General features: G+C 34.6%; 20 protein-coding genes and 1 tRNA gene. 12 read left to right on the top strand and 9 right to left on the bottom strand.

Going from position 1 to position 23040, the window contains the following annotated elements:
• Nucleotides 1–150: 150 nt before the first annotated feature.
• From ACFZP3_RS06580 to dapA, 6 genes are all read left to right on the top strand, one after another.
• Nucleotides 151–1590 (top strand): hypothetical protein, encoded by a 1440-nt coding sequence (locus tag ACFZP3_RS06580; RefSeq protein WP_253309206.1) that lies wholly within the window; start codon nt 151–153, stop codon nt 1588–1590.
• Between the two features lie 4 nt (nt 1591–1594).
• Complete coding sequence (locus ACFZP3_RS06575; RefSeq protein ID WP_253309205.1) at nt 1595–2203, top strand: hypothetical protein; 609 nt, start codon at nt 1595–1597, stop codon at nt 2201–2203.
• A 4-nt stretch (nt 2204–2207) separates the two neighbouring features.
• Nucleotides 2208–3023, top strand: a complete 816-nt coding sequence (locus tag ACFZP3_RS06570) for a hypothetical protein (RefSeq protein WP_386087084.1) — start codon at nt 2208–2210, stop codon at nt 3021–3023.
• 110 nt (nt 3024–3133) lie between these two features.
• Nucleotides 3134–3207 (top strand) — tRNA-Arg (locus ACFZP3_RS06565).
• Between the two features lie 67 nt (nt 3208–3274).
• The gene (gene ssb, locus ACFZP3_RS06560) at nt 3275–3748 is read left to right on the top strand and encodes a single-stranded DNA-binding protein (protein WP_096616007.1); all 474 of its coding nucleotides are present in this window, start codon (nt 3275–3277) and stop codon (nt 3746–3748) included.
• Nucleotides 3749–3757: 9 nt separating this feature from the next.
• Entirely contained in the window at nt 3758–4690 is a 933-nt protein-coding gene (gene dapA, locus ACFZP3_RS06555) for a 4-hydroxy-tetrahydrodipicolinate synthase (protein WP_386087083.1), read from the top strand.
• On the opposite strand, the gene ACFZP3_RS06550 is transcribed toward dapA, so the two are convergent.
• Together ACFZP3_RS06550 and ACFZP3_RS06545 are read right to left on the bottom strand one after the other, a co-directional pair.
• A complete protein-coding gene (locus ACFZP3_RS06550; RefSeq protein ID WP_265017317.1) occupies nt 4680–5225 on the bottom strand; it encodes a hypothetical protein in 546 nt (181 codons plus the stop codon). The two genes, dapA and ACFZP3_RS06550, sit on opposite strands and share 11 nt — an antisense overlap.
• A gap of 167 nt (nt 5226–5392) precedes the next feature.
• The gene (locus ACFZP3_RS06545; RefSeq protein WP_386087063.1) at nt 5393–6286 is read right to left on the bottom strand and encodes an Rpn family recombination-promoting nuclease/putative transposase; all 894 of its coding nucleotides are present in this window, start codon (nt 6284–6286) and stop codon (nt 5393–5395) included.
• 388 nt (nt 6287–6674) lie between these two features.
• On the opposite strand from ACFZP3_RS06545, the gene ACFZP3_RS06540 reads away from it, so the two are divergent.
• Nucleotides 6675–7536, top strand: a protein-coding gene (locus ACFZP3_RS06540; protein ID WP_386086489.1) for an IS630 family transposase whose coding sequence is annotated in 2 segments (ribosomal slippage) — nt 6675–7000 and nt 6999–7536 — 864 coding nt in all. Because the reading frame shifts where the segments join, the coding sequence is not laid out codon by codon here.
• Nucleotides 7537–7572: 36 nt separating this feature from the next.
• Here the strand turns inward: ACFZP3_RS06540 and ligA are convergent.
• Nucleotides 7573–9570: an NAD-dependent DNA ligase LigA gene (gene ligA / locus ACFZP3_RS06535; protein ID WP_386087082.1), complete on the bottom strand. Its 1998-nt coding sequence runs from the start codon at nt 9568–9570 to the stop codon at nt 7573–7575.
• Between the two features lie 229 nt (nt 9571–9799).
• Here ligA and gltX point away from each other — a divergent pair, with 229 nt between their 5' ends.
• Together gltX and ACFZP3_RS06525 are read left to right on the top strand one after the other, a co-directional pair.
• Complete coding sequence (gene gltX, locus ACFZP3_RS06530) at nt 9800–11122, top strand: glutamate--tRNA ligase (RefSeq protein WP_264687925.1); 1323 nt, start codon at nt 9800–9802, stop codon at nt 11120–11122.
• A 163-nt stretch (nt 11123–11285) separates the two neighbouring features.
• On the top strand, nt 11286–12167 hold the full coding sequence (locus tag ACFZP3_RS06525) for an Rpn family recombination-promoting nuclease/putative transposase (RefSeq protein WP_386087081.1): 882 nt from the start codon (nt 11286–11288) through the stop codon (nt 12165–12167).
• Nucleotides 12168–12176: 9 nt separating this feature from the next.
• On the opposite strand, the gene ACFZP3_RS06520 is transcribed toward ACFZP3_RS06525, so the two are convergent.
• From ACFZP3_RS06520 to ACFZP3_RS06510, 3 genes are read right to left on the bottom strand one after another with little or no spacing between them, the layout of a single operon-like run.
• Nucleotides 12177–12572 carry a cytochrome c-type biogenesis protein CcmH gene (locus ACFZP3_RS06520; protein ID WP_264735675.1) on the bottom strand — a complete coding sequence of 132 codons (396 nt, stop codon included), beginning with the start codon at nt 12570–12572 and terminating at the stop codon, nt 12177–12179.
• Entirely contained in the window at nt 12556–13596 is a 1041-nt protein-coding gene (locus ACFZP3_RS06515) for a hypothetical protein (RefSeq protein WP_264687927.1), read from the bottom strand. Before ACFZP3_RS06515 ends, ACFZP3_RS06520 begins: the two co-directional genes overlap by 17 nt.
• A gap of 2 nt (nt 13597–13598) precedes the next feature.
• Nucleotides 13599–13958 (bottom strand): ferredoxin family 2Fe-2S iron-sulfur cluster binding protein, encoded by a 360-nt coding sequence (locus ACFZP3_RS06510; RefSeq protein ID WP_064125547.1) that lies wholly within the window; start codon nt 13956–13958, stop codon nt 13599–13601.
• 919 nt (nt 13959–14877) lie between these two features.
• Here ACFZP3_RS06510 and murD point away from each other — a divergent pair.
• The 3 genes from murD to ACFZP3_RS06495 all read left to right on the top strand — a co-directional run bounded on the left by murD (nt 14878) and on the right by ACFZP3_RS06495 (nt 18338).
• Nucleotides 14878–16284 carry a UDP-N-acetylmuramoyl-L-alanine--D-glutamate ligase gene (gene murD / locus ACFZP3_RS06505; RefSeq protein ID WP_265016666.1) on the top strand — a complete coding sequence of 469 codons (1407 nt, stop codon included), beginning with the start codon at nt 14878–14880 and terminating at the stop codon, nt 16282–16284.
• 6 nt (nt 16285–16290) lie between these two features.
• Entirely contained in the window at nt 16291–16890 is a 600-nt protein-coding gene (locus ACFZP3_RS06500) for a COQ9 family protein (protein WP_264329272.1), read from the top strand.
• Between the two features lie 89 nt (nt 16891–16979).
• On the top strand, nt 16980–18338 hold the full coding sequence (locus ACFZP3_RS06495) for a hypothetical protein (RefSeq protein ID WP_265016665.1): 1359 nt from the start codon (nt 16980–16982) through the stop codon (nt 18336–18338).
• On the opposite strand, the gene rsmD is transcribed toward ACFZP3_RS06495, so the two are convergent.
• The 3 genes from rsmD to ACFZP3_RS06480 all read right to left on the bottom strand — a co-directional run bounded on the left by rsmD (nt 18335) and on the right by ACFZP3_RS06480 (nt 22994).
• Nucleotides 18335–18883: a 16S rRNA (guanine(966)-N(2))-methyltransferase RsmD gene (gene rsmD, locus ACFZP3_RS06490; RefSeq protein WP_253309159.1), complete on the bottom strand. Its 549-nt coding sequence runs from the start codon at nt 18881–18883 to the stop codon at nt 18335–18337. The genes ACFZP3_RS06495 and rsmD overlap by 4 nt on opposite strands.
• Before the next feature lie 120 nt (nt 18884–19003).
• On the bottom strand, nt 19004–19636 hold the full coding sequence (locus tag ACFZP3_RS06485; RefSeq protein WP_253309160.1) for a hypothetical protein: 633 nt from the start codon (nt 19634–19636) through the stop codon (nt 19004–19006).
• The gene (locus ACFZP3_RS06480; RefSeq protein ID WP_386087080.1) at nt 19620–22994 is read right to left on the bottom strand and encodes a type IV secretion system protein; all 3375 of its coding nucleotides are present in this window, start codon (nt 22992–22994) and stop codon (nt 19620–19622) included. The genes ACFZP3_RS06485 and ACFZP3_RS06480 overlap by 17 nt, the downstream gene beginning before the upstream one ends.
• Nucleotides 22995–23040 lie beyond the last annotated feature (46 nt).

The raw sequence follows: 23040 nt of genomic DNA, 5'->3' as shown, positions 1-23040 counted from the left end.
TAAATAGCTTAATATTAGTAGTGATTTTATAAAAAAAATTATAATATAAATAATGTTGCTGCGAAAATTTATAACAATATTTCCCTCTAACGTTTAATGAATTTCAATAAATTGCCTTTTTAATTCTAGATAAGTATATGCTTTGTTAATATGTTTAGTTCAAAATCCAAAAGTAAGTTTATGCTTTCTATTGGAGAAGAAGGCATAATGTTACTATATTTTAAAAATAATACTTTAAATAAAAGGTATTTTGTTAAGGGCAAAAACGATAAAGCAGTTTCCGATTTAATTTCATGTCTTTCATCAGACAAAAAAGCACCTTTATACCTGGTGCTTAATCATGCAGATCAAAATTACTCGCTACAGTTTATTACAAGGGCAAACAAGATTAGTGCCTATCTATCAGCAAAAACAAAGATGGAGCATTTTTCTCGTAATAATGACATAAGTTCAGTTTTTTTGGTTGAGAAGCCAAACAAATTCAATCAAAACTGGTGCTATCTTCTTGTTTCATCAAAAGCAAAGCATTTAGTAGAATATTGGTTGAATGTGTTTATTGAGATAGGCTCCAACTTTAAGGGAATATTAATGTTTCCTATAGAAATAAGTAATATAACAAAAAAGATTCTACATAAAGATCCTAATAATTGGAAAATTATAGTTGCTGCAACTAAAACGGGAGGCTATAGACAAGTGGTTCTTAAAGAGAATAAAATGATATTTACGCGTTTAGTACCATTTACTAATGATAATTTACCAGGAATTATTGCTGGTGGAATATATCAGGAAGTGCAAGATACTATTCGATCCTTAACTAAGTTTGGGTTTGAAAAAAATAACCCTATCGACCTTTGCATCATAGTGTCAGAAGATATTAAAGCTAGTTTATCAGTCATAAATTTTTCAGAGAACAGTGTGAACATATTAACTCCATATGAGTTAGGCAAACTATTAGGAGCAGAACTAGCTATAAGTGAAAAAGATAACTTTTGCGATACCATAATTTTGTTTCACAGCTTTAAGAATAAATTAGCAGCTATTTTTAATACAAAGGAAACTAAAGAATTTTATCTATTCAATTATCTTTATTTAAACTCTCCTCAAATTTTTCTATACTTCGCTTTGGTTTTAGTCGTAATTAACGCCCTTTGTTTGCTAAATTTGTATTCAAACTTCAGTGTCGCTGATAATTTATCCGCAAAGCAGAGCACCTTAAATAACCAATTAACAAAACTTAGCCAAAGCTATAATGTAAAAAAAATAGATGAAATTTATGATTTTATTAATATCAATAATATTTTATCAAAAATAGAATACTCTCCTCTTACACAAGTTAAGTATGTAGAAAAGTTAAAAGTACCAGGTATAGAGCTTCGATCATTTGAATGGAATTATAATGAGGCAAAAAGTTATATTACCACAACTTTAAGGTTTAATTTTCGATCCGGTAAAAATATTTCCTATCAATACGAGAAACTACGAAAAAATTTAAACGATAATTTTCGTACCTATGACATTAATATTTCTAACTTACCTGCTGCTAAAGGGCAAAATCTATCTATTGATGTTGAAATAGGAGAGGCAATGTAGATTAATGACTATCTCTCAATTAAAAAGAAAAGCTACAATTCAGTTTATATCGTGTTTGTTATTATCTGTTGGATTAATAGGGTTATTAACATATGTTGTTATCTATAACGAAAAGGTTTATAATAAAAACCAAATTGCGATTGATAAAATACGTTCTATTAATTTACAGATTACTGGAATTCAAAAAAAGGAAGTTGTTCTAAATAAAAACCTAGATTTATGGAAAAAAATTTCTTCTTCAAATTTACACAGTAGCAGATACATTGCAAATTTAAATTTCGAGCTTAGCAGGTTATATAAAAAGTACTATATATTAGAACCTGAAATATCAATTTCTATACCCGAAGAAGTTGAGCTCCACAACAAAAGTGAACGCACAAAAGTAATAAAAAGTGAAGTGGTCCTAAATTTAAGTTCAATCAGCGATAAGCATATTTTTTTATTTCTACAGTCTATTCCAAATCTGCCCGGTTATGTTATGATCAAATCTCTTATTTTAAACAAGCAGAGAAATATTGATGCTGCAACTATGAATCAAATTTTGAATGGTAATATGATAGAGATAGTGAGAGTTAATATAGTCTTTGATTGGTATACTATATTAAGTAGATAAGGTGATGAACATAAAGCTGTTTTTTATTTTTACGCTACTCATTTCCAATGTTAATGCATATTGCAGTTGTGAAGATATCATAGAAAGCATAGAAATTTGTAATGAGTATTCTTGCCGACAATATATTGGCAATGAAGATTTTATTGAGCATAAAATATTAGGATTAAATAGTGGAAATTTATGCGTATATATAGAAAAACAAGGTGATGATGAAATGGTTTGTCATCATTCTCAGTATGGAATGATGATAGAAAAAAGATATTTTGAAAGTATTCTTAAAGTTGGCAATCAAGAAATCGATGATTTTATTGATATAGCAAATTTGCGTGCAAAAGAGTGTTTCTTTATTAACAATCAAAAACTAAGCTATACAGATCGGGACGATATAATAAGAGAAGCAGTGGAAAGTGACTTTGACGTTTTGTCACAATATAGTAACGTAAAAAGCATTTTTTTTGATGAAGAGCCAGTTAATAGAATGGTCAATGAAATGGAAAAGTTCAATTTACGGTCTTCAAGAGCTGCAAAAGAGGAGGTATCAGATAATTTCAACTGTAAGGTAGTGAGTTTAGACTCAATTTTATATCTTTCTTCCGATACATGGAAAATATGGGTAAATGGAAAGCTGTTTATAAATACTAAGGACTTAAAGGTGCACTCAGTCACTGAAAATTGTGTGACTTTTGTATGGGCCGTAGATCAAAAAGCAATAAAAAAGCATGCGAATGATTCTCAAAATGTATATCTTGGACATGGGAGTGTTATGTTTACGCTTTATCCAAAACAAAAATTTGACTTGGATAGCTTATCTATTAAATAATTTAGTATATAGCCAAAGTGACTTAGGTTTACCGACAATTTGAAAAACCGTCATCCCGCTGCTCGTTAGCGGGATCTCAACATAGATACCGCGGGTGGGTAGCTATATATGCGCTTGTAGCTCAGTTGGATAGAGCGTTGCCCTCCGGAGGCAAAGGCCGTGGGTTCGAATCCCTCCAAGCGCACTTTTAATTAAATTTGACAATAGTACTTTCACATAAGATAATAAAGGGATTTATTTAGAGCATAATTATGTCTGGTGGTACCATAAACAAAGTCATATTAGTTGGTAATTTAGGAAAAGATCCTGAAATTAGGACTACACAAAATGGAAAAGAGATGGCAAGTTTTTCAATAGCCACGTCTGAAAGTTGGACTGACAAACTTTCCGGTATGCGCTCTGAAAAGACAGAATGGCATAATATTGTAATTTTTAGTGAAGGATTAGTAAAAATCGTCAAAGATTTTGCACGCAAAGGCAGTAAAGTTTATGTTGAAGGTTCTTTGAGAACTAGAAAATGGACTGACCAAAACGGTAGTGAAAGATACACAACAGAGGTGGTTCTATATAATTTTAATAGCGCTCTTACTCTCTTGGATTCGCGACCAAATTCCGATTACAAGCCAAGTGAATACAAGCAAAATGAAACAGAACAAAAAAATAAGCACGAAAGTTTTGACAACGATATAAAAGATGAACTAATCGATGATGAAATACCATTTTAACAATTTAAATTGAAATTTATATTTTTATGGACTGCTTGTGTTACTCCTTTTAATTGCAATGGGGATGACATAGATTACCGCAGTTTGCAGCGTTTACTTACAATACAAGCTGAAGCTGAAAATGGCGTAGTGTTACTGGGTAGCACAGGTGAAGGCCTATCGCTTACTGATTCTGAAAAGCGTACATTAGTTGAATTTGTATGTAAGCTAAAATTAAATACGAAAATTATAATTGGTGTACCAGGAGTGAATCTATATCAAACTCTTGAATGGCTTGATTTTTGCAAGGGTATGCCTATTCATGGCTATCTAATGACAACTCCCATTTATGCAAAGCCCGGAATTATGGGGCAGACTTTATGGTTTGAAAAGCTGCTTGAGAAAGCACATGTGCCGGCTATGTTTTACAATATTCCATCGAGAGCAGGAGTGAGTCTTCACGCTGAAACTGTACGCAACTTATCCAGCCACGAAAAATTTTGGGCTATCAAAGATTCAAGTGGCACCGTTGATACTTTAGCTCAGTATAAGAAAGTTGCTCCAAATATTGAGGTCTTTTACGGAGATGATAATATGATATCCGATATGGCCGCTTATGGTGCGGCTGGTCTGGTTTCCGTTGCTTCCAATGTTTGGCCACATGTAGCACATGAATATGTTAAGCAATGCCTACTGTCATTCCAGCACGTAACTAGAAAAAAAACAACTCCTCAAATGACAGGAAATGACATAAAAAGTTCAACAGATATCTGGCAACAAGCTTGCAAAGCTCTATTTATTGCCAGCAACCCAATACCCACTAAAGCACTTTTGCATGATATTGGTCTTATAGAACATCAAACTGTCCGCCTACCACTCAGCACAGAAGACTTGCCTTCTGTTGAAAAATTGAGGCAAGCCAATAAAATGATTCTTGGATGGAAAGAACTGACTAATGACTAGGGCTAGGAACACAACCTGCACTAGCACCATTAACTTTCACACCGCTGTCAACCGAGCTACCTGGTGGTGTTGGTGGAGAAGAAGAGCGTTCAGTTATTGCACTAAAAAGTGACATAATAACTTTGCATGCTACTGCAGCTAAGACGGCTATAGCTAGGGGCGATTCAAGGCCAAGGGCAGCTAAACCTGCTCCAACTCCAAAAGAAACAACAGCCCCTGCTATAAGAGGTAAAACACACTTACTCAATTTATCAAACAATTCAGCTTTTTCATTTATCTTTTTTTGGTCATATATATTACCGTATATTTTATCGAGAGAGCTTCTATCTATAAGCAATAAAATGCCAACAAGCGTACACGCAACTAGCGGGAGCATAGAGCCAATCATCCCCCCTGCGATCAAAGGCGGTAAACTAGGACAATATTTAAGAGCTGTGATACTAGCTATAAGCCCTACAGACCCTATGGCTATTGCTGCATATGATGCAAACTTTTTTAGGTTTACCGACGATTTGAAAAACGACAAATTCGTCATTCCGCTACTAGTTAGTGGAATCTATGCCGAGATACCGCGAATGAATCGCGGTATGACGTGTTGCTTGGGTCAGCTATAGGACCTGTACCAGCACCATGACCTTACCCAGAAAAAATGGAGAGAAAGAAAGGAGTTTTTTTGTGGTAATCCAATCAATCCGTAACCGTTCACAGATTTCCACTTAATTCTTCAATCTCACTAATAGAAAGGCCAGTAAACTTGACAATAGTGTTGACATCAACATTATTAGCCAGCATTGCTTTTGCGACTTCAATTTTCCCTTCAATTTTTCCTTTCTCTATACCTTTTTGTATACCTTTCTCTTCAGCAAGATCAAGTCTGTATTCAAGAATGGCTTCTTCTTTCCGTAGATCCATTATTCTTTCTTCGTAAGCTACTAAATCTTTTTCGTTCCAACGAAACTTGTCTAATTCATCATATGCTAGCTTTATTATTGGCGCTTTTTCTGCAATTTTCTTTAGATCTTCATCTGTCGTTTCTTCAGCATATTTAAAGAAAAATAGCCAACGATCTACTATGCTTTCTAGCTGTTCTACTTTGCTTTTTGTAAATTTAGGTAACTCAATAAAGACAAATTGAAAATCTTTTAAGTAATGGCCGTTGGTTTTTATATCACGTATATTATGAGTAGAGATATAACCAACTTCTTCAAGAAGTAAGTTACAATTGGAAATAGCAATAAAGAAGACTTTCTTTAAATCAATGTAGTTGCCAGATTTATCTAATTGTCTTGAGTAGGCTTTAGCGGCATATAATTGAGCGCGTTTTTCGAAGCCCTTGTCTCTAGCGAGCTGCATTTCTGCTATATATCTATTTCCATGAGAATCCTTGCAGAGAACATCAACAATACTTTGTTTATCAGAGGCAACTTCGGGATCCATAATAGTGCTAAGAAACTCAACTTCTTGTATTGCATTTATCTCAGTAAACCCTAAAATATCGTTCAAAAAGTGGATCAGGATATTCTTATTTTTTTCCGTTCCAAAGATTTTTTTGAAACACAAATCATTGCGAGGATCGAGAAATTTTGAAAGAGCCATGGCAAAAATGCTTGAAAATATTAATAATTATACACTATTATTAACAATTATTCAACCATATTTTTGAAGATAGCTATAGCTAAAGTGACTTAGGTTTACCGATAATTTGAAAAACAAAAATTCGTCATTCCGCTACTTGTTAGCGGAATCTATGCTGAGATACTGCGAATAAATCGCGGTATGACGTGTTGCTTGGGTCAGCTATAGGACCTGTACCAGCACCATGACCTTACCCAGAAAAAATGGAGAGAAAGAAAGGAGTTTTTTTGTGGTAATCCAATCAATCCAATTAACAGCTTGCTCATTATAGTCTTGCAACTTTGATTTATAGCTCTTCTCATAATAATCCAAACAAGTTAAGATATGGATTTATGGTAGTGGGGTTTGTATGCCAGCAGCGTATAGTTACGATTTAAGGAAAAAAGCAATGGAGGCATTGGATGAAGGAGAAAGTAGAGCAACTGTTGCAGAGAGATTTAAAATTGGAAAAACGACTCTATATGAGTGGCAGAAAAGGCGTAAGGAAACGGGAGATTTTCAGTCAAAAAAGCCTGGAAGCGTAGGATATAACCATAAAATTACTGACTGGAATGTTTTTACCAAATTTGCAAAAAACCATGGTGGCAAAACTCAGTCAGAGATGGCTAAACTCTGGGGTAATATCAGTCGACAAACGATTCACCGCGCACTTAAAAATATTGGATTTACAAGAAAAAAAGACCTACGGATATAAAGAAAGAAATGAAGGAAAGCGAGCTCAATTTTTAAAGGTTATAGCAACAAAACGTCATGAAAATCTTGTATATATTGATGAATCTGGAATAGATAATACAGAAGACTACCCATACGGATATTGCAGAAAAGGAGAGAGGTTTCATTCATTAAAATCAGGTAAAAAAACTCAGCGTGTCAGTATGATTGCAGCTCTAAATAAAAGGAAGATCATTGCTCCATTGACCTTTGAAGGATACTGCAATAAGGATGTTTTCGAGGCTTGGTTTGAGCAGTTTTTAACTCCAATTTTAAGGTCTGGCCAAACTGTAATTCTTGATAACGCTACATTCCATAAATCTAAAAAAATAGATAATCTTGCTAGAGGAGTTGGTGCTGAAATTCTTTATCTTCCTCCATATTCTCCAGACTTTAACGAAATTGAGCATAATTGGTTTGCTATAAAGAATAGAGCTAGAAAAAATATCCCTATTTTTAAGTCTTTCCGTCAAGCTGTTGATTCTGCTTTTTTATTCTGACTATTATGAGAAGAGCTATAATATACAATCCAAATGTTATTTGAACACTCCCAAACTTATCACTTTATGCCACTGGTCTTCATCTAAAATTTCTACACCTAATTCCACTGCCTTTTTATATTTGGATCCTGGTTTTTCTCCTGCAATTAGGTAGTCAGTTTTAGCAGAAAGATGTGAGCTGACCTTTGCTCCTAGAGTTTTGGCTCTTACTTTTGCCTCTCCTCTACTCATAGCAAGTAGCTTACCAGTAAACACTATAATTTTATTATTTAAAACAGAGTCACTAGAGTTGGAGTTCACAGGAAGAATTTGAAGACAAGCAGTAAGATCATTTAACATTTTGATGTTATGTTCCTTAGAAAAAAATGATTCCAAAGATTCAGCCCCTTTTTTTCCTATGCCGTCTATACCGACTAGCTCAGTATTATCTGATGACAGTTCAATCATCGAATTATACCAATTATCATAAGAAACATAATAATCTGCAAGCAATTCTGCTGCAACTTGGCCAATAAATCTAATACCTAAAGAAAATATAAACCTATCTAGAGTTATTACCCTTCTGCTTTGTATAGAATTTAACAAATTAGCTATAGATTTCTCGCCCCAGCCAGACTGTCCTTCCAGATTAAATTCATCCAATTTTTCTTCTAAAGTAAAAATATCATGGATTTGTTTTATCAGATCAAGGTCGTAAAAAAACTCTATCTGCTTATCACCAAGGCCAACAATGTCAAATGCATCTTTCGATACAAAATGCTTTAGTTTTTCTATTATTTGAGCTTTACAGGCAAATTCCTCAGGACATCTTACTGCCGCCTCTCCCTCAACCTGACGTACTTTACTACCACATTCAGGGCATACTCCAGGAAACACAAATTCAGGTGTATTTGGAAGACGAGAATCTCTGCTTACTTCAACGATCTGGGGAATTACATCTCCTGCCCTTTTGATTGTTACAATATCTCCCTCTCTTATGTCTTTACGTTTTATCTCATCTTGGTTATGCAGACTTGCTCTACTAACTAGCACCCCACCAATATTGACTGGCACTAAATCTGCAACTGGAGTTAAAACCCCTGTTCTGCCCACCTGTATAAATATCTTATTTAACTTTGTTTTTGCATAAACCGCAGAAAACTTGTATGCAAGTGCTGAGCGCGGTGCTTTGTGAGTATTCCCTAGACGATTTTGTAGTACCAAATCATTTACTTTATAGACTATTCCATCAATATCATAATCCAAGTTATAGCGACAATTATAGACCTCGTTATAGAACTTCAGCATTCCATCCAAACTACTCGTTAAGGACTGATGCTCATTTACGCAAAAACCAAGTGCCTCAAGCTTATTTAGTATTTCACTTTGACTTTTCTCTGCTCCACCAATCAAAGAATAAGCAAAATATCTAAGTGGTCTACTTGCTGTAATGTTTGCATCCAATTGCTTTAGAGAACCAGCAGCTGCATTTCGAGGATTGGCAAATTCATCGTTTTCATTTAACTTTAAAAAGTCGCTGTTACTGATGTATATTTCACCTCTTACTTCTAGTCTTCCTTGCACGCCTTGCAAAAACTTAGGAAAGCCTTTTATTGTTGCAACATTGTGAGTGACATCTTCCCCTAAAAAACCGTCACCTCGAGTTGCAGCTTTAACAAATCTCCCATCCTCATAAATTGCAGAAAACGACAACCCATCAATTTTTGGCTCACATAATATCTCTATTTTGTCCTCAATTAAAAACCTCTTTATTTTAGACAAAAATTTCTCTACATCTTGTTCATCATAAGCATTCTCAAGAGAAAGCATAGGTTCTTGATGTTCCACCTTAGAAAACCTCTCATCATGTGGAGCACCAACACTATCTTGTGTTGCATAAATTTCTGGAAATTGTGCCTCTATTTCAGCTAACTTTTTCTTCAGTTCATCATATTCAGCATCACTTATTTCTGGCTTATTTTTTTGGTGATACAAAACATTATGATAATTTATTTGATCTTGCAGTTTTTCTCTCATCTTTTCTAAGTTAGTCATGATATCAATATGATGCTACATTAGCCTTTGTCGTCAAGTTGTGAATTTTCTTGAATTTATCATATGGTCTTAATCCATCAAATATCAAAGGTGCCACAATGCTATAGCCATACTTATTCTTCTCTTGCTCAATTGTATTAGCAGATCTCACTTGCTTTAGCCGTATATTTATATAAAATTAAAATAAATTAGAGTAAATAAGTTATTATTTTACAATATTGCTATTTAAATGCTAACAAGATTCGCTCCAAGCCCAACTGGCTATCTCCACGTAGGAAACGTACGGACTGCTTTGGTTTGTTGGATGTACACACGTAATCAAAATGGAAAATTTCTACTCCGTTTTGATGATACTGACCTTCAGCGTTCAGATGTCAAATATATAAATAATATCATAGAAGACCTAAAATGGATTGGCATAGATTGGGATGCAAGTTTTAAGCAATCAGAGCGCTTTGAGCGTTACAATGAGGTGTTTTTGCAGTTAATAAAAGAAGGGCATGTTTATGCATGCTATGAAACAAGAGAAGAGTTAGACATTAAACGAAAATTGCAGTTAAAACAAGGACTTCCCCCGGTATATGACAGAAGCGCGTTACTTCTAACTGAGCAAGAGAAAATTCATTATGAGCAAGAAGGAAGAAGACCACATTTCAGGTTTAAATTGGATAGAAATGAAGTTGTTAAATGGAATGATGAAGTTAAAGGTGAAATAAATATTGCAACAAGTCACATCAGCGATCCTGTGGTAAAAAGAGAAGATGGAATTTATACATACATGCTACCTTCTGTTATTGATGACGTTGACTTTAATGTAACCCATGTTGTACGTGGGGAAGATCATGTAACTAATACCGCAGTTCAGATCCAAATGATTAAAGCATTAAAAGCGAAAATTCCTATATTTGCTCACCTTTCTCTACTACATTTTGATGATAGCAAGATATCGAAACGGAAAGGCGGGCTGGATATCAAGTCCATAAGAGAAGATGAGACTGAACCAATGGCGCTAGTTAGTTATTTAGTGAAGCTCGGAACATCCAATCCAATTGAAGCTTGCGCCTGTATGCAATCTTTGATTGACTCATTTGACATTAAAAAATTTAGCTCAGCATCTGTACAATTCAGCTTGAGTGAAGTATACAAGCTAAATAGCAAAGTGCTGCAACAAATGTCATTTGAAATTGTACAAGAACGTTTAAATCAAATTGGAGTGGGCTCCTCAGAGTTTTGGTATTTTATAAGGAACAATATAGAAAGGTTTTCTGAGGTGGCCAAGTGGTGGAAAATATGCAAATCTGATATAGAGCCTGTGATTCTTGATAAGGAGCTTATAAAAATTGCGTTCAATGCATTGCCTCAAGGCGATTGTAACGAAAACACATTATCAGAGTGGGTAAAAGCTATTCGACAGACAGTGGATATAAAGGCAAAAGACTTATTTATGCAGTTGCGTTCAGCTTTAACAGGAACAGAAACAGGACCAGAGCTCGCTAAATTATTAATTTTTATCGGCAAAGAAAATATCATTGCAAGGTTAAAAAAAAAGTGAAAATCAAAAAATTATATAGTAACCAGACTGCATTCTGTGAAAAACACGATCTTTCATTTGAGCTTTCTTCAATTTAAAGTAAATACAGAAACTAGCTATCTTCAAAAATATAGTTGAATAATTGTTAATAATAGTGTATAATTATTAATATTTTCCAAGCATTATGGCTCTTTCAAAATTTCTCGATCCTCGCAATGATTTGTGTTTCAAAAAAATCTTTGGAACGGAAAAAAATAAGAATATCCTTATTCACTTTTTGAACGATATTTTAGGATTTGCTGAGGCAAGTGCAATACAAGAAGTAGAATTCTTAAGTACTATCATGGATCCCGAAATTGCCTCTGATAAACAAAGTATTGTTGATGTTCTCTGCAAGGATTCTATTGGTAATAGGTTTGTGATTGAGATGCAACTGGCTCGTGATAAAGGTTTTGAGAAACGCGCTCAACTATATGCTGCTAAGGCTTACTCAAGACAATTAGATAAATCTGGCAACTACATTGATTTAAAGAAAGTCTTCTTTATTGCTATTTCCAATTGTAACTTACTTCCTGAAGAAGTTGGTTATATCTCTACTCATAATATACGTGATATAAAAACCAACGGCCATTACTTAAAAGATTTTCAATTTGTCTTTATTGAGTTACCTAAATTTACAAAAAGCAAAGTAGAACAGCTAGAAAGCATAGTAGATCGTTGGCTATTTTTCTTTAAATATGCTGAAGAAACGACAGATGAAGATCTAAAGAAAATTGCAGAAAAGGCACCAATAATAAAGCTAGCATATGATGAGTTAGATAAGTTTCGTTGGAACGAAAAAGATTTAGTAGCTTACGAAGAAAGAATAATGGATCTACGCAAAGAAGAAGCCATTCTTGAATACAGACTTGATCTTGCTGAAGAGAAAGGTATAGAAAAAGGTATAGAGAAAGGAAAAATTGAAGTCGCAAAAGCAATGCTGGCTAATAATGTTGATGTCAACACTATTGTCAAGTTTACTGGCCTTTCTATTAGTGAGATTGAAGAATTAAGTGGAAATATGTGAACGGTTACATTACATAAAAGGTTTAAATATACTGGACATACTGATATACTTTCGTATTAAAAAACACCCAATAAGCAGAGTTGTGAGTGGAATAAACCACAAAATGTAAGTGCTAGGTGGGGTAGTTATAATTGAATTGCCGTAAGAATTTTTTAACTCTGAGATTATCTCTTCATCTGTGTATCCATCATTGATTTTTTTACGAATTGCTTCTCGCATATCATACGCAATCTGAGATCCAGATTCAGACAATGATTCGCCAGAACATATTGGACACCTTATTATTTCAAATAAACTGGTTGCTCGTTTTTCCATGCTTTTATCTCTGAGTTTATTATCCAGAGTAAAAGCGTTTACGCCTGAGTGAAATATCAATATGAAAAGTAAACTAACTACTGCTCTCATCCTTGGTTAATTGGGTTATTTTACTGAGTTGGTTCATAAAATCAGTGGTGGATAACTTTCCAATAAAGCTTGACCCTACATCATCATCGTACTTTATTGAAAATTGAACGCTGTCATCAGTTGTTTTTTCTGATAAGGAAGACATTAATTTTTCAAACGCATCTGAAGTTTTTGAGTCACCAATCATAAACGAGATTAATTCTTTATAATTTGATATAGCCACGTTGATTTTGTCTTTAAATGAAGACGTAACCAAATTATAATTTTGCATTCCACCATCTGCAGCAAGAGAAAAATTATTACTTTGAATTAAAAATTTCTCTATGTTGAAATTAACTCTGGAAGCTGAGATGTGGTTTACAAATTCGTAATCAAATTTAGTGTCGATACTAAGGTAACTTTCAGGACTTGCAGTATTTTTATACCGATAAGTATAAAAATCAAATCCTAGTTTAGTATTTCCACTTGGTTCTTTATCGAGGTGAAATTGAATGTAATTGCTTTTATCATTCACTTCAGTTATAACACTTTGCTGATTTTCTGAAACATCACATTTTAATCCATAATCTGCGTAACGAAGTGTATCTATATAGTCTATCACGGTACTATTTCTGTTGAATCGCAATGAAGATGGTAAATCATTTAGTCTAACAACAAAGTGGCTGCTATCGTTTGTGTGGCATTTTATATTCTTTTTCTCATCACCATGAACAACAATGTTGACTTCATTGCTTGGTATGTAGATATATACTGATTTATCAAACAATCTATTTTTTATCAATAAAGCATCAGATGAGATGGTTAATTGCTTATTGGAAAATTTTGGGTTTGTCACACGGAAAATTAGGTTAGAAGGAAGTCCACTGAAATCATGTGAAATATCAAACTTTTCGTCGTTAATGTATAGTATTGCTTCAGCTAAAAGATTTTTTACCTTACATGCAGAAAAATACCAAAAACCACCATACGCTACAGGAATAAACAAAAGTAAAGAGATGATAATATAGATAAAAATCTTACGCATAGCTAATTATTCCCCTGTTTATCCAATGATATATTTCTTGTACCCCTTGGTATGGTTACACACAAACCGTCGATATCTTTTGTGATTTTTATTTGGCACCCAAGTCTTGATGTCTCTGTTAAGCCGAAGGCTAGATCTAACATATCGTTTTCCTCATCAGATATGGGATTATGCGTTTCTACAGCATCATAAAATTCTGGATCAACAATCACGTGGCATGTAGAACAAGCAAGAGAGCCTTCACATGCACCTTCAAGCAGATCTGGATCACTTCTGTGGGCTAAATTAAGCAGAGTTTCTCCCTCTGCAGCTTCATAGCTTTTCTTACTCCCATCAGGTAAAACAAAAGTAACAGATGGCATATTATTCCTATTAAAATCCTTACTAATTTCTCTGTATTCTACAGGTAATAACTAATATTTGCAAACTCTTTGCAATTCCAGTGCCTATTTTTTGTCATCCAAGTACCCCTTTCTTGTCATTCAAGTAGCTGACTACTTGGATCCAGATTGGATACTGAGTTGGTGAGTATAAAAGTATAGCTTCTACGTCATACCGCCACGAACCGTCATACCGTGATTTATTCACGGTATCTCATCCGCTAACACGCAGCAGGATGACGAGGTTATCGTCATGCCGCCGCGAACCGTCATACCGCCGCAGACCGTCATACCGACGCGGTATCTCTAGATCCCGCTAACAAGTAGCGGGATGACGAATTACTTAACCGTCATACCGTGATTTATTCACGGTATCTCACATAGATCCCGCTAACAAGCAGCGGGATGACGAGGTTATCGTCATGTCACCACGAACCGTCATACCGCCGCAGACCGTCATACCGCCGCGGTATCTCCAGATCCCGCTAACACGTAGCGGGATGACGGTTGTCGTTTAGCTATAAATATTTAAGAAATTTACCAAACGAAAAAAAGGCAAAAGAAGCCCCGAGTAGCGAGTTTTGACTCTATATTACTGTAAGTGGCGCTGTAATAATGTGCTGACGCTTAGTTTAAGCGCGATTTGGCTGAATGTAGAAAAAATTTAAAAGACATGCAGCCGCTATAATTTTATGTAATCCGCCAATAAATACCTGAGTTTTTTTACTGAATTTTGTTGTTGAGCCCGCGCGGATCAAAAACAAGTTTTGAGTCATAAATACCCTTAATACTACAATAAGGGGGCTGGCGGAGTTTGTCAAGGAAGTTTTTTCGTTTCTACTGAATGACAGTTGTGACCTATGCAAGAAGTCTGTTGTAGTTTGTACGATATCTTTATAAAATGGTTCGCATAAGTTATCTAGCAGTGCAACTAAACAAATACAAAAATCAAAACGTCGCGGTTTTTGGTCTTGGTAAAACTGGTTTATCCGCCATTAACGCTCTAATAAAGAGTGGTGCAAGAATATATGCATGGGATGATCATGAAGAGCAAATAGCAAATGCAAAAATGATGTATAAAAAATGTAATTTTATTCATCCCAAGGAATACAATTGGCATGAGATCAGTGCATTGGTTTTAAGCCCTGGAGTGCCAACAGAGCCACATTGGATAGTAAAACTTGCAAGGAGATTTGATTGCAAAATAAAATCAGACATTGAGCTATTTCTTGAAGCTAAAACTACGAACCAGAAGGTAATAGGCATCACAGGAACAAATGGTAAATCAACCACTACATCACTAATAGGGCACATATTAAAATCTGCAGGGAAAAAAGTAGCTATTGGTGGAAATTTAGGCGTTCCTGTTTTGGATCTAGAAAGAGATGCAGAAATTTATGTAATTGAATTTTCCTCTTTTCAATTGGAGTTGATGAATGAAATTAACGTGGACATTTCAGCACTGCTCAATATTACACCAGATCACATAGATAGGCATGGAAGTATGGAGAACTACATAGCAACTAAATTAAAACTGATAAACGGTAGTGAGGTTGCCGTAATAGGATGTGACAATGAGATTACTGCTGACATATTCAACAAATTCACTGGAAACAAAATTCCAATCTCAGCTTCGATGTCATCCTCTTTGTCATTCCAGCCACTTCTTTTGTCATCCCAGTGCTTGACTACTCGGATCCAGAAGATCTCGTTAAAACTAGAGAGTCATAGCTTATCAGTAAGCGACGTGAAAATAAACCTAATATCCAACGCAGAAAACATAGCAGCCGCATATGCCGTATGTAAGCTACTTGGAGTAGATAGCAACACTATTATCAATGGAATCAAGTCCTTTTCAGGACTGAGGCATAGGAATGAACTGCTTGGCAAAATAAGAAATGTGTTTTTCGTGAACGATAGCAAAGCAACTAATGCAAAGTCGAGCGAAAAGGCGATCTTATCTTATGAAAACATAAATTGGATCGTTGGTGGAAGAAGCAAAAAAGGTGGAATAGAATCATTAAGCAAGCATTTCACGAGGATTAGAAAAGCTTTTCTTATTGGAGAATCAACCGAAGCCTTTGCAAACACTATGGAGAATAAAGTAGATTATGTTAGATGTTGCAATCTAGAAGATGCATTCAGATTGGCTTTTGAAGAGGCCTTAAATAGCGCAGAAGAAGTAACTATATTACTTTCTCCCGCGTGTGCTTCTTTTGATCAATGGAAAAATTTCGAGGAACGTGGTGAAGCATTTTGTAGAATGTTTGAAAATCTCAGGTACAATCACACATGCTGTTTAGTATAATGTTGCGTGGAACAAGATGAAATAAAGTTAATAATAGATAAGCTAATTAGGGTTATTCCATTTGAAGGGATAAGCGATGAAACCCTATTAAAAATTTGCACAGACCTTAATCTAGCTAATAGCTTTTGCAAATTTCAGAATGGAATATATAGCGCTTTGGAGCACATAGCAGAGGACTTAAATAGCTCAATGGAAGCTGAACTAAGAAATTCCAATTTAGAAGATATGAAAGTGCGAGAGCGGGTAAAATTAGCTATTCAAATACGCCTTTCAAACTACGCTAAGCTACCGAATTATAGAGAACTTTTAAAAAATGTTTTATCATTCTCCGTATCACCAAAAAATACATATTTTTCTAGTAAACTTTTATACAGAACTATTAGCGCGATTTGGTATGGCATTCATGACCAATCAACAGATTTTAACTACTATACAAAAAGAGCAATATTAGCTGGAGTGTACTTAAGTACGATACTTTTTTTTATCAATGATTATTCAGAAGATTTTGCGGATACTTTATCGTTTCTTGATAACCGTATCAACAATGTCATGACATTTCAAAAATTCAAAACTCGCTTAAAAGGAATCATAGGAAATTTCTTATAAGCTTTTCATCATACTGGTTATTCATATTTATATTCTCTTGTTTTTTTTGATCTTTATGTTAAAATAACTAAATATTCATTAACGATAAAATGAAAGTTATTTATCATACCAATAGTGATATCAAGCCAGAAAAAAATACAAAACACGTGATAAACTTTTTTGGAGTACTTGGGTGTATTAAGGTTAATGCTCGTGGTAAAAATCCACTTAAGGGACAAGAAAGTAAGTTAGTTAAGCATTATTTTGACTATCCCTATTTCTCTAGAATTGTTAATCCAAGATTCTTTCAAGAAGAATTAAATGCTGAAGAAAAAAAATTCAATAGGAGAATAATCTCACTATGGTTATGTTCTGCTATATTGTCCACTGCTTCTATTGTGTCGTTATACTTGGCATACCAGAATCAAAAATCAAAAAAGGTACTTACAGGGTTAGCTTTTGCATCAGTAGTGCTATCAATTTTGGCTACCATATGTTTTATCGTACTTTGCCTATGGATGCTTTTTGACTTTATTAAGAAGAGATTTGTAGTACACAGAATTAAAAGCTTTTTAGAAAATGAAGTCAGCCCTGAGTGGATAAAGCGTTATAAAAAAGAACTTATAGATAAAGATTCGAAAAGAGATGCAGAAGCTTGTGATCAAGAGTTGGAAAAAGATATAGAGGATATTATAGAGTTCCTCTTGGAAAGAAAGAAAATTGTAGCGCTATATGAATTTCTAACAAACGGTGAAAAGTTAGTTCAAGCTGGAATGGCAATGGTAAACATGTTACTTGTAAAAGGTGTGCATCCAAACAATATAATTTTGGATACTAACTCTCTTGGAGGAGGAATTGCAGCAGAAGTTTTAAAAAGATTTGAAAAACAAGGTATCTATTTAACATTAATTCATAGTAATTCTTATAGCTCACTTAAGGATGCAACTAATAACTTTCCTCATGGGATAGGGAATTTTTTCATGAGACGGCTTCCTGCAAAATTCTTGAATTTTTGGTTTAATCGTTGCGGATTGGAATTTAATTCACGAGAGATTATAGAGAATACAAAATGCCCTGTATTAATTGCTGGCAGGAAAGGCGATACTGTAATTCCACAGGAAGCACAACTCGTTGGTAAACTTCCAGATTCATCCACATCTGACACATCTGAATGGTTTAGATGGAATATAGTACTTGAACACGATCCTCAAAACACGGAGTGTAAGAGCAAAAATATTCATGCTGATCATAAAGAACATTTAGTTTATCGTGAGGATAATGATGATATAACAAAATACACCAGTTACGAAGAAAAAGAAAATAAATTTATTGAAAAAGCACATAAGTATTTGTTGAAAGGTAAATTTAATAGAAATTTTAAGCTAAAAGACTACTGTAAAAGTAGTATCTTTGGAAGCTTGACGGAAATAGAACTGAAACCCATCAATGAAAAGCATATACAAGTTTAAGTTAATAGAGAAAGAAAAATTATTCTTGCTATACCGTAGGTACGTTCCAAGATTATACTGAAGTTTTTATTGCACTCAAAACCTTCGTTTTTCCTAATCTCTAGAATTATCAATGCATCATCACTTAACCAGCCTGAGTGAGCTAGTCCATTCAACGTTGATTCAACTAGATTGCTATTGTAAGGTGGGTCTATAAAAACTACATCGCACTTTGAAATAGGTTGTGGCAATTTGTTAGCACTGCAACAAATTAGCGTGACATTGTTCGTAATTCCAAAATCTTCTGCTGTTTTTTTAGGCAGTTGCAAATTGTAATAATCTGAATCCACCATGAATGCATGTTTAGCGCCGCGAGAAAGTGCTTCAAATGAAAAAGAGCCACTTCCGCAGAATAAATCAAGTACATTCAAGTTATAAATAGGTTTTCTTGAGGAAAGTATACTAAATATTGCTTCTCGGACAACACTCATAGTTGGTCGTGCAGCTAAATGCTTACCTGTAGTTATTTTTCTTCCGCGATATTTGCCTGCAATGATGCGTAGCATACTAAATAAGCTCCAAAATAACTAATTATTTAATACTATATGATTAATGTCAATATGGCTTTAGCAGTTTAATAGAGAGAAGCTATCGAGTCGCTTGTAAGAAAAACACAAACACAAAACTCATCCGTTATTTTTTTCTGATTTGCCTACTGCATTAATTGCTTGACCAATCTCATCTTGTAAACCACCATAATCATTTCTTTCATCATGATTTATCCCTTCAATTCTGCTTTCTAACTCCAGCTTAATTATAGTATTAATTTTATCTATGTTATCGAGAAAGCTTTTACATTCTTCATCACTATACTCTTCGCCAGATGCTTTTTTTTCAACAAATAGGTTTTTAAATCCTACTAAATTGGAATTCTGATCGGTATTCAGTACAACATTTCTCTCTACGAAGCTAAGATCTGATAGTAATAAACTAACCTCTAATAGATCTTCACTTTTAATGTTTGCAAGATTATCAAGATTGTCTAAAATATTAAACACCTTAAGCCTTTCTTGTGCAATCTCTTTGTCTTCCTTATCAAATTCAGACAATAAACTATGATTATCTACAAATTTCTCACTCAAAGCTTTATTTAATTTAGTGAGGTCGATATTGTTGTCTAGTGTGTTGTCTAATAGTAGATCTACTCTTGCCCTACGCGCATTTAAAATGTCATCGTAGTCATTTAACTTTATATTACCATCACCGTCTTGCTGCAGACCATAATAATTTAATCCTTTAAAGTTATGATTCTTCGTCATTATCACCCCTGTTATCAGCCCTTTCATTATTCTCACGTTCTGTATCTTCTCCAAAAAGTAATGAGGTGTCGTAATTTTCGCCTTCTTGATCTCTTTCTTTTTTTCTTCTAGCTCTTTCAGCACGTTTTTCTATATCTTCCGGAGTATTAGTGTATTTTTCTGTGCCTAACTCTCGTGCTAATTCATTTGATTGATCAGACTTATTTTCCTTTAGTGGTTGATCAAGCTTGTCTTTTTCTGGTCCTCTCTTACGTCCGATAGTGTAATCATGAAGTTTTTCTAAGAAATCTCGCCTATGCGATTTTGCTCTACAGAGCAGATTACCTTGGTAACCATCTTTTTCTCCTGTACGGTGGCTAACTCCTATAGAATCAAGGCCATGCTCCCAAGTAAACTTCATAGCATCTTCTATTGTATAGCCCAAATGTGACCCTACATATCCTTTATAATAATCTAAATATTTACCAATCCTTCTATGTGTAATATCTTCTTTATCAACTCCAAATGCCCTGTAAATTTTTTCCTCAAGCTTATCAATGTCATTTTCAGGCGATGTCACAAATTTTGTTGCTTCAATAGTAGCATTTACAAGTTTACGTGGCGCATCAATAGCATGTTTCAGTACACCTCCAACTCTTGGTATCCTACCCAGTAGATTAGCTGTACCTCCGGCTAATCTGTCTGGTAAATGAGTAGCCCAACTGCCTAAAGACTCTAGTTTTCCACCAGCAAAATCTTGCCACTTCTGCTTTAATCCTTCTGCTACACCAGCTAAAGGTGACGCATGATACATGCTAGATATGCTGTAAACGCTGTATCCACCACCGGCAATACTTGAGCCCATTTGTTGCACAAACTCACGTAAGGAGAACATTAAGAATGAGAGCAAGAATAATACAAAGATTTCCCCCGCATTGATTAAATAGCCCCTCTGTATGTCTTGCACCCTTTGGTAATCGCTATTTTCTTGATAATTTTTGCAATCCTCACAATCTTTACATTTCTGACAGTATTCACTGTTGGGATCCCTATATAATTTGTGCAAATCCTGTAATTGGCAATGTGGCTCTCGTCTAATAACATCCTGCACCAAAGACTTTATCTCTCTTTTAAGATCTGGTCTTATGGTACCTTTTCTGTAGTCATCCACTATTTTCCTATAATTTTTACATTTTTCTTCATCTTGCTGAGGTTGACAGTAAAGCTCTGTTATTTTACTATTCATACCACCTATCTTTTTGTCTATATTGTTGATCAGTAATATAATGTTAGCCCTCTCTGATGCATGAGATAAACTATTTGTTAAGCGTACTAGATCCTTTGCACTACAGTTATTATCCACTACTATATCACTTTCCGCAATATAGTGGTCTGCTGGATTCCTTTTAGTACCAGGAATTGGATTAAAGAAAGGATAATCTATATAACGAAAACCTTTTTCAATGTAATCCGGTGGAAGCAGGATATATCCAGCGCCTCCAGTAAATTTTATTGTACCACCTTCTCTGCTTATCTTTTCTATACCTTCTATGTTCTTATCTACGTTCAGCGGAGAAGCTTCTCCAAGAGTGTAAGGTACGAAAATTTGCCCTGGGGTCCAACCAAAGTACTGCTTATCAACGATACAAAAACCGCCAAACACCCATTTTGGAGCACATAACCTTACCTCAAACCATTTATTGTAGCATACAGTAAAACCTAACTGCCTATAAAAGGTATTCATTATAATGGAAGCCAGTAATGACAAGAGAGCAAATATCATAATCGACTGTAAACAAAAGCTGATGCAGAATTTTATCCAACCTTCAAACAGACTTTTCAGCGGTGAAAATAAAATAGAGATCAGGAACAATGGCATGATAGCTATAAGAAAAGCTATACCCATAAAACAAGAGAGAAATATTATGTAAGCATATAAGCACAGCAAGAAATATAAAACTATCCCTATGAAAATTGCTGGTATCATAAGTAAGCTTGCCCACATTTGGTAATGTAAAAACGCTGCAAACTTTTTCCAAACAGAATAAGCAAAAAACTTATTGAACATGTCCTCCATGAACTTAAACAACTTAGCTTCATCTCCTTGAGCAATACTTCCGGTGTTCATGTTGGGAGCAAAATTAGTAATTATACTTATCAGTTGTTCAAGACCTTTAACGAATAGAACGAGAAAATGATCATAGAAAAATCTAAAACTTCCAGGAGATATAAGCACTATTACTAGAGTGATTTTCATCATTCTGATGAGCATATCATGCTTAGTTTCTCGTATCATGCCAAAAAGATAAAGAAGCGATGAAATCATTACAAATAGAACAAGCAAGGAAAGAACAAAATTGTGAAAACTTGAACCTTTTTTAACTATATTCTCAAACATAGTTTGCGCAGCCGCACACTCACTACCTTTACAATCTTTATTAGGTGAGATCAATAAAGTGTCTTTTAGATAATGATAAACTTCATTGAAAAATCCAAAGGTACCTGGTTTTTGTACTCCATACAAAAACTCAAAAGAGTAGCCACCTACATTATCTAAGTAATATCTATCTAATATTTTTACATATATTTTCCATCCCTTTTCTAACTTCAACTCATTACAATTTCTGTCCTTTAATTCAGTGCTATCTCTGTCTAAAGTAAAAAGTCCATTGGCGCCCTCTGCTGTGGAGTTATAACCTAGATGTACAGTAGGATATTGAGGATCGCGCATTAACTTTAGATTTTCGTTAGGATCATCTTTCCCCGTTTGAAACAAAAGATAAGCACCATGACCATTGGTAAACCAGCATGGAGCACCACGTGATACTGTATTTGCGCTATCATCTTCATTAATGCACTTGCAATTTACAGTGCAACTTGCATTAGGCTTACTTGAAAATTTTTGTATGCTAGGTTTATAATCATTACAAACTAAGTGAAAGTCAGGTAGACTATTATCACCTGACTTGCCTTCAAATTTAGTTGCATATTTTAACTGCTCCAAGCTTTGTAAGGTATAACTGCCTTTTTTAGATTCCTTCTTGTTATTATTGCTCCAAGATGTCCATGCACCATTAACTCGCACTCTTAAACTATCTCCATTGGTTTCGAGTCCGGTATCCTCCCACTTCACCACTTGGTTATGGTGAAAACCATAATTAATTTCGCCAGTTTCAGGATCAATAACTTCTCCATCTTCTGGAATAAACGCATCGTGATCGTTTGTAAAATGAGCGCTTACTGCAATAGGTTCAGGACCAAAATAATCGGCAGATATGCACCTTGGGAAAGGCATATCGTTCTTACTACAACCTGTGATCAGCACATAAGCTGCAAGAAGTAATACCCTAAACCAACATTTGCCTAAGCGTGATTGCATATCTAAACTTTTTCCAAATATAGAAATAAATTTCTAAAACTTTACT

Source organism: Wolbachia endosymbiont (group A) of Norellia spinipes, from assembly GCF_964273535.1.
This window is presented reverse-complemented; position numbering and strand designations above follow the sequence as displayed.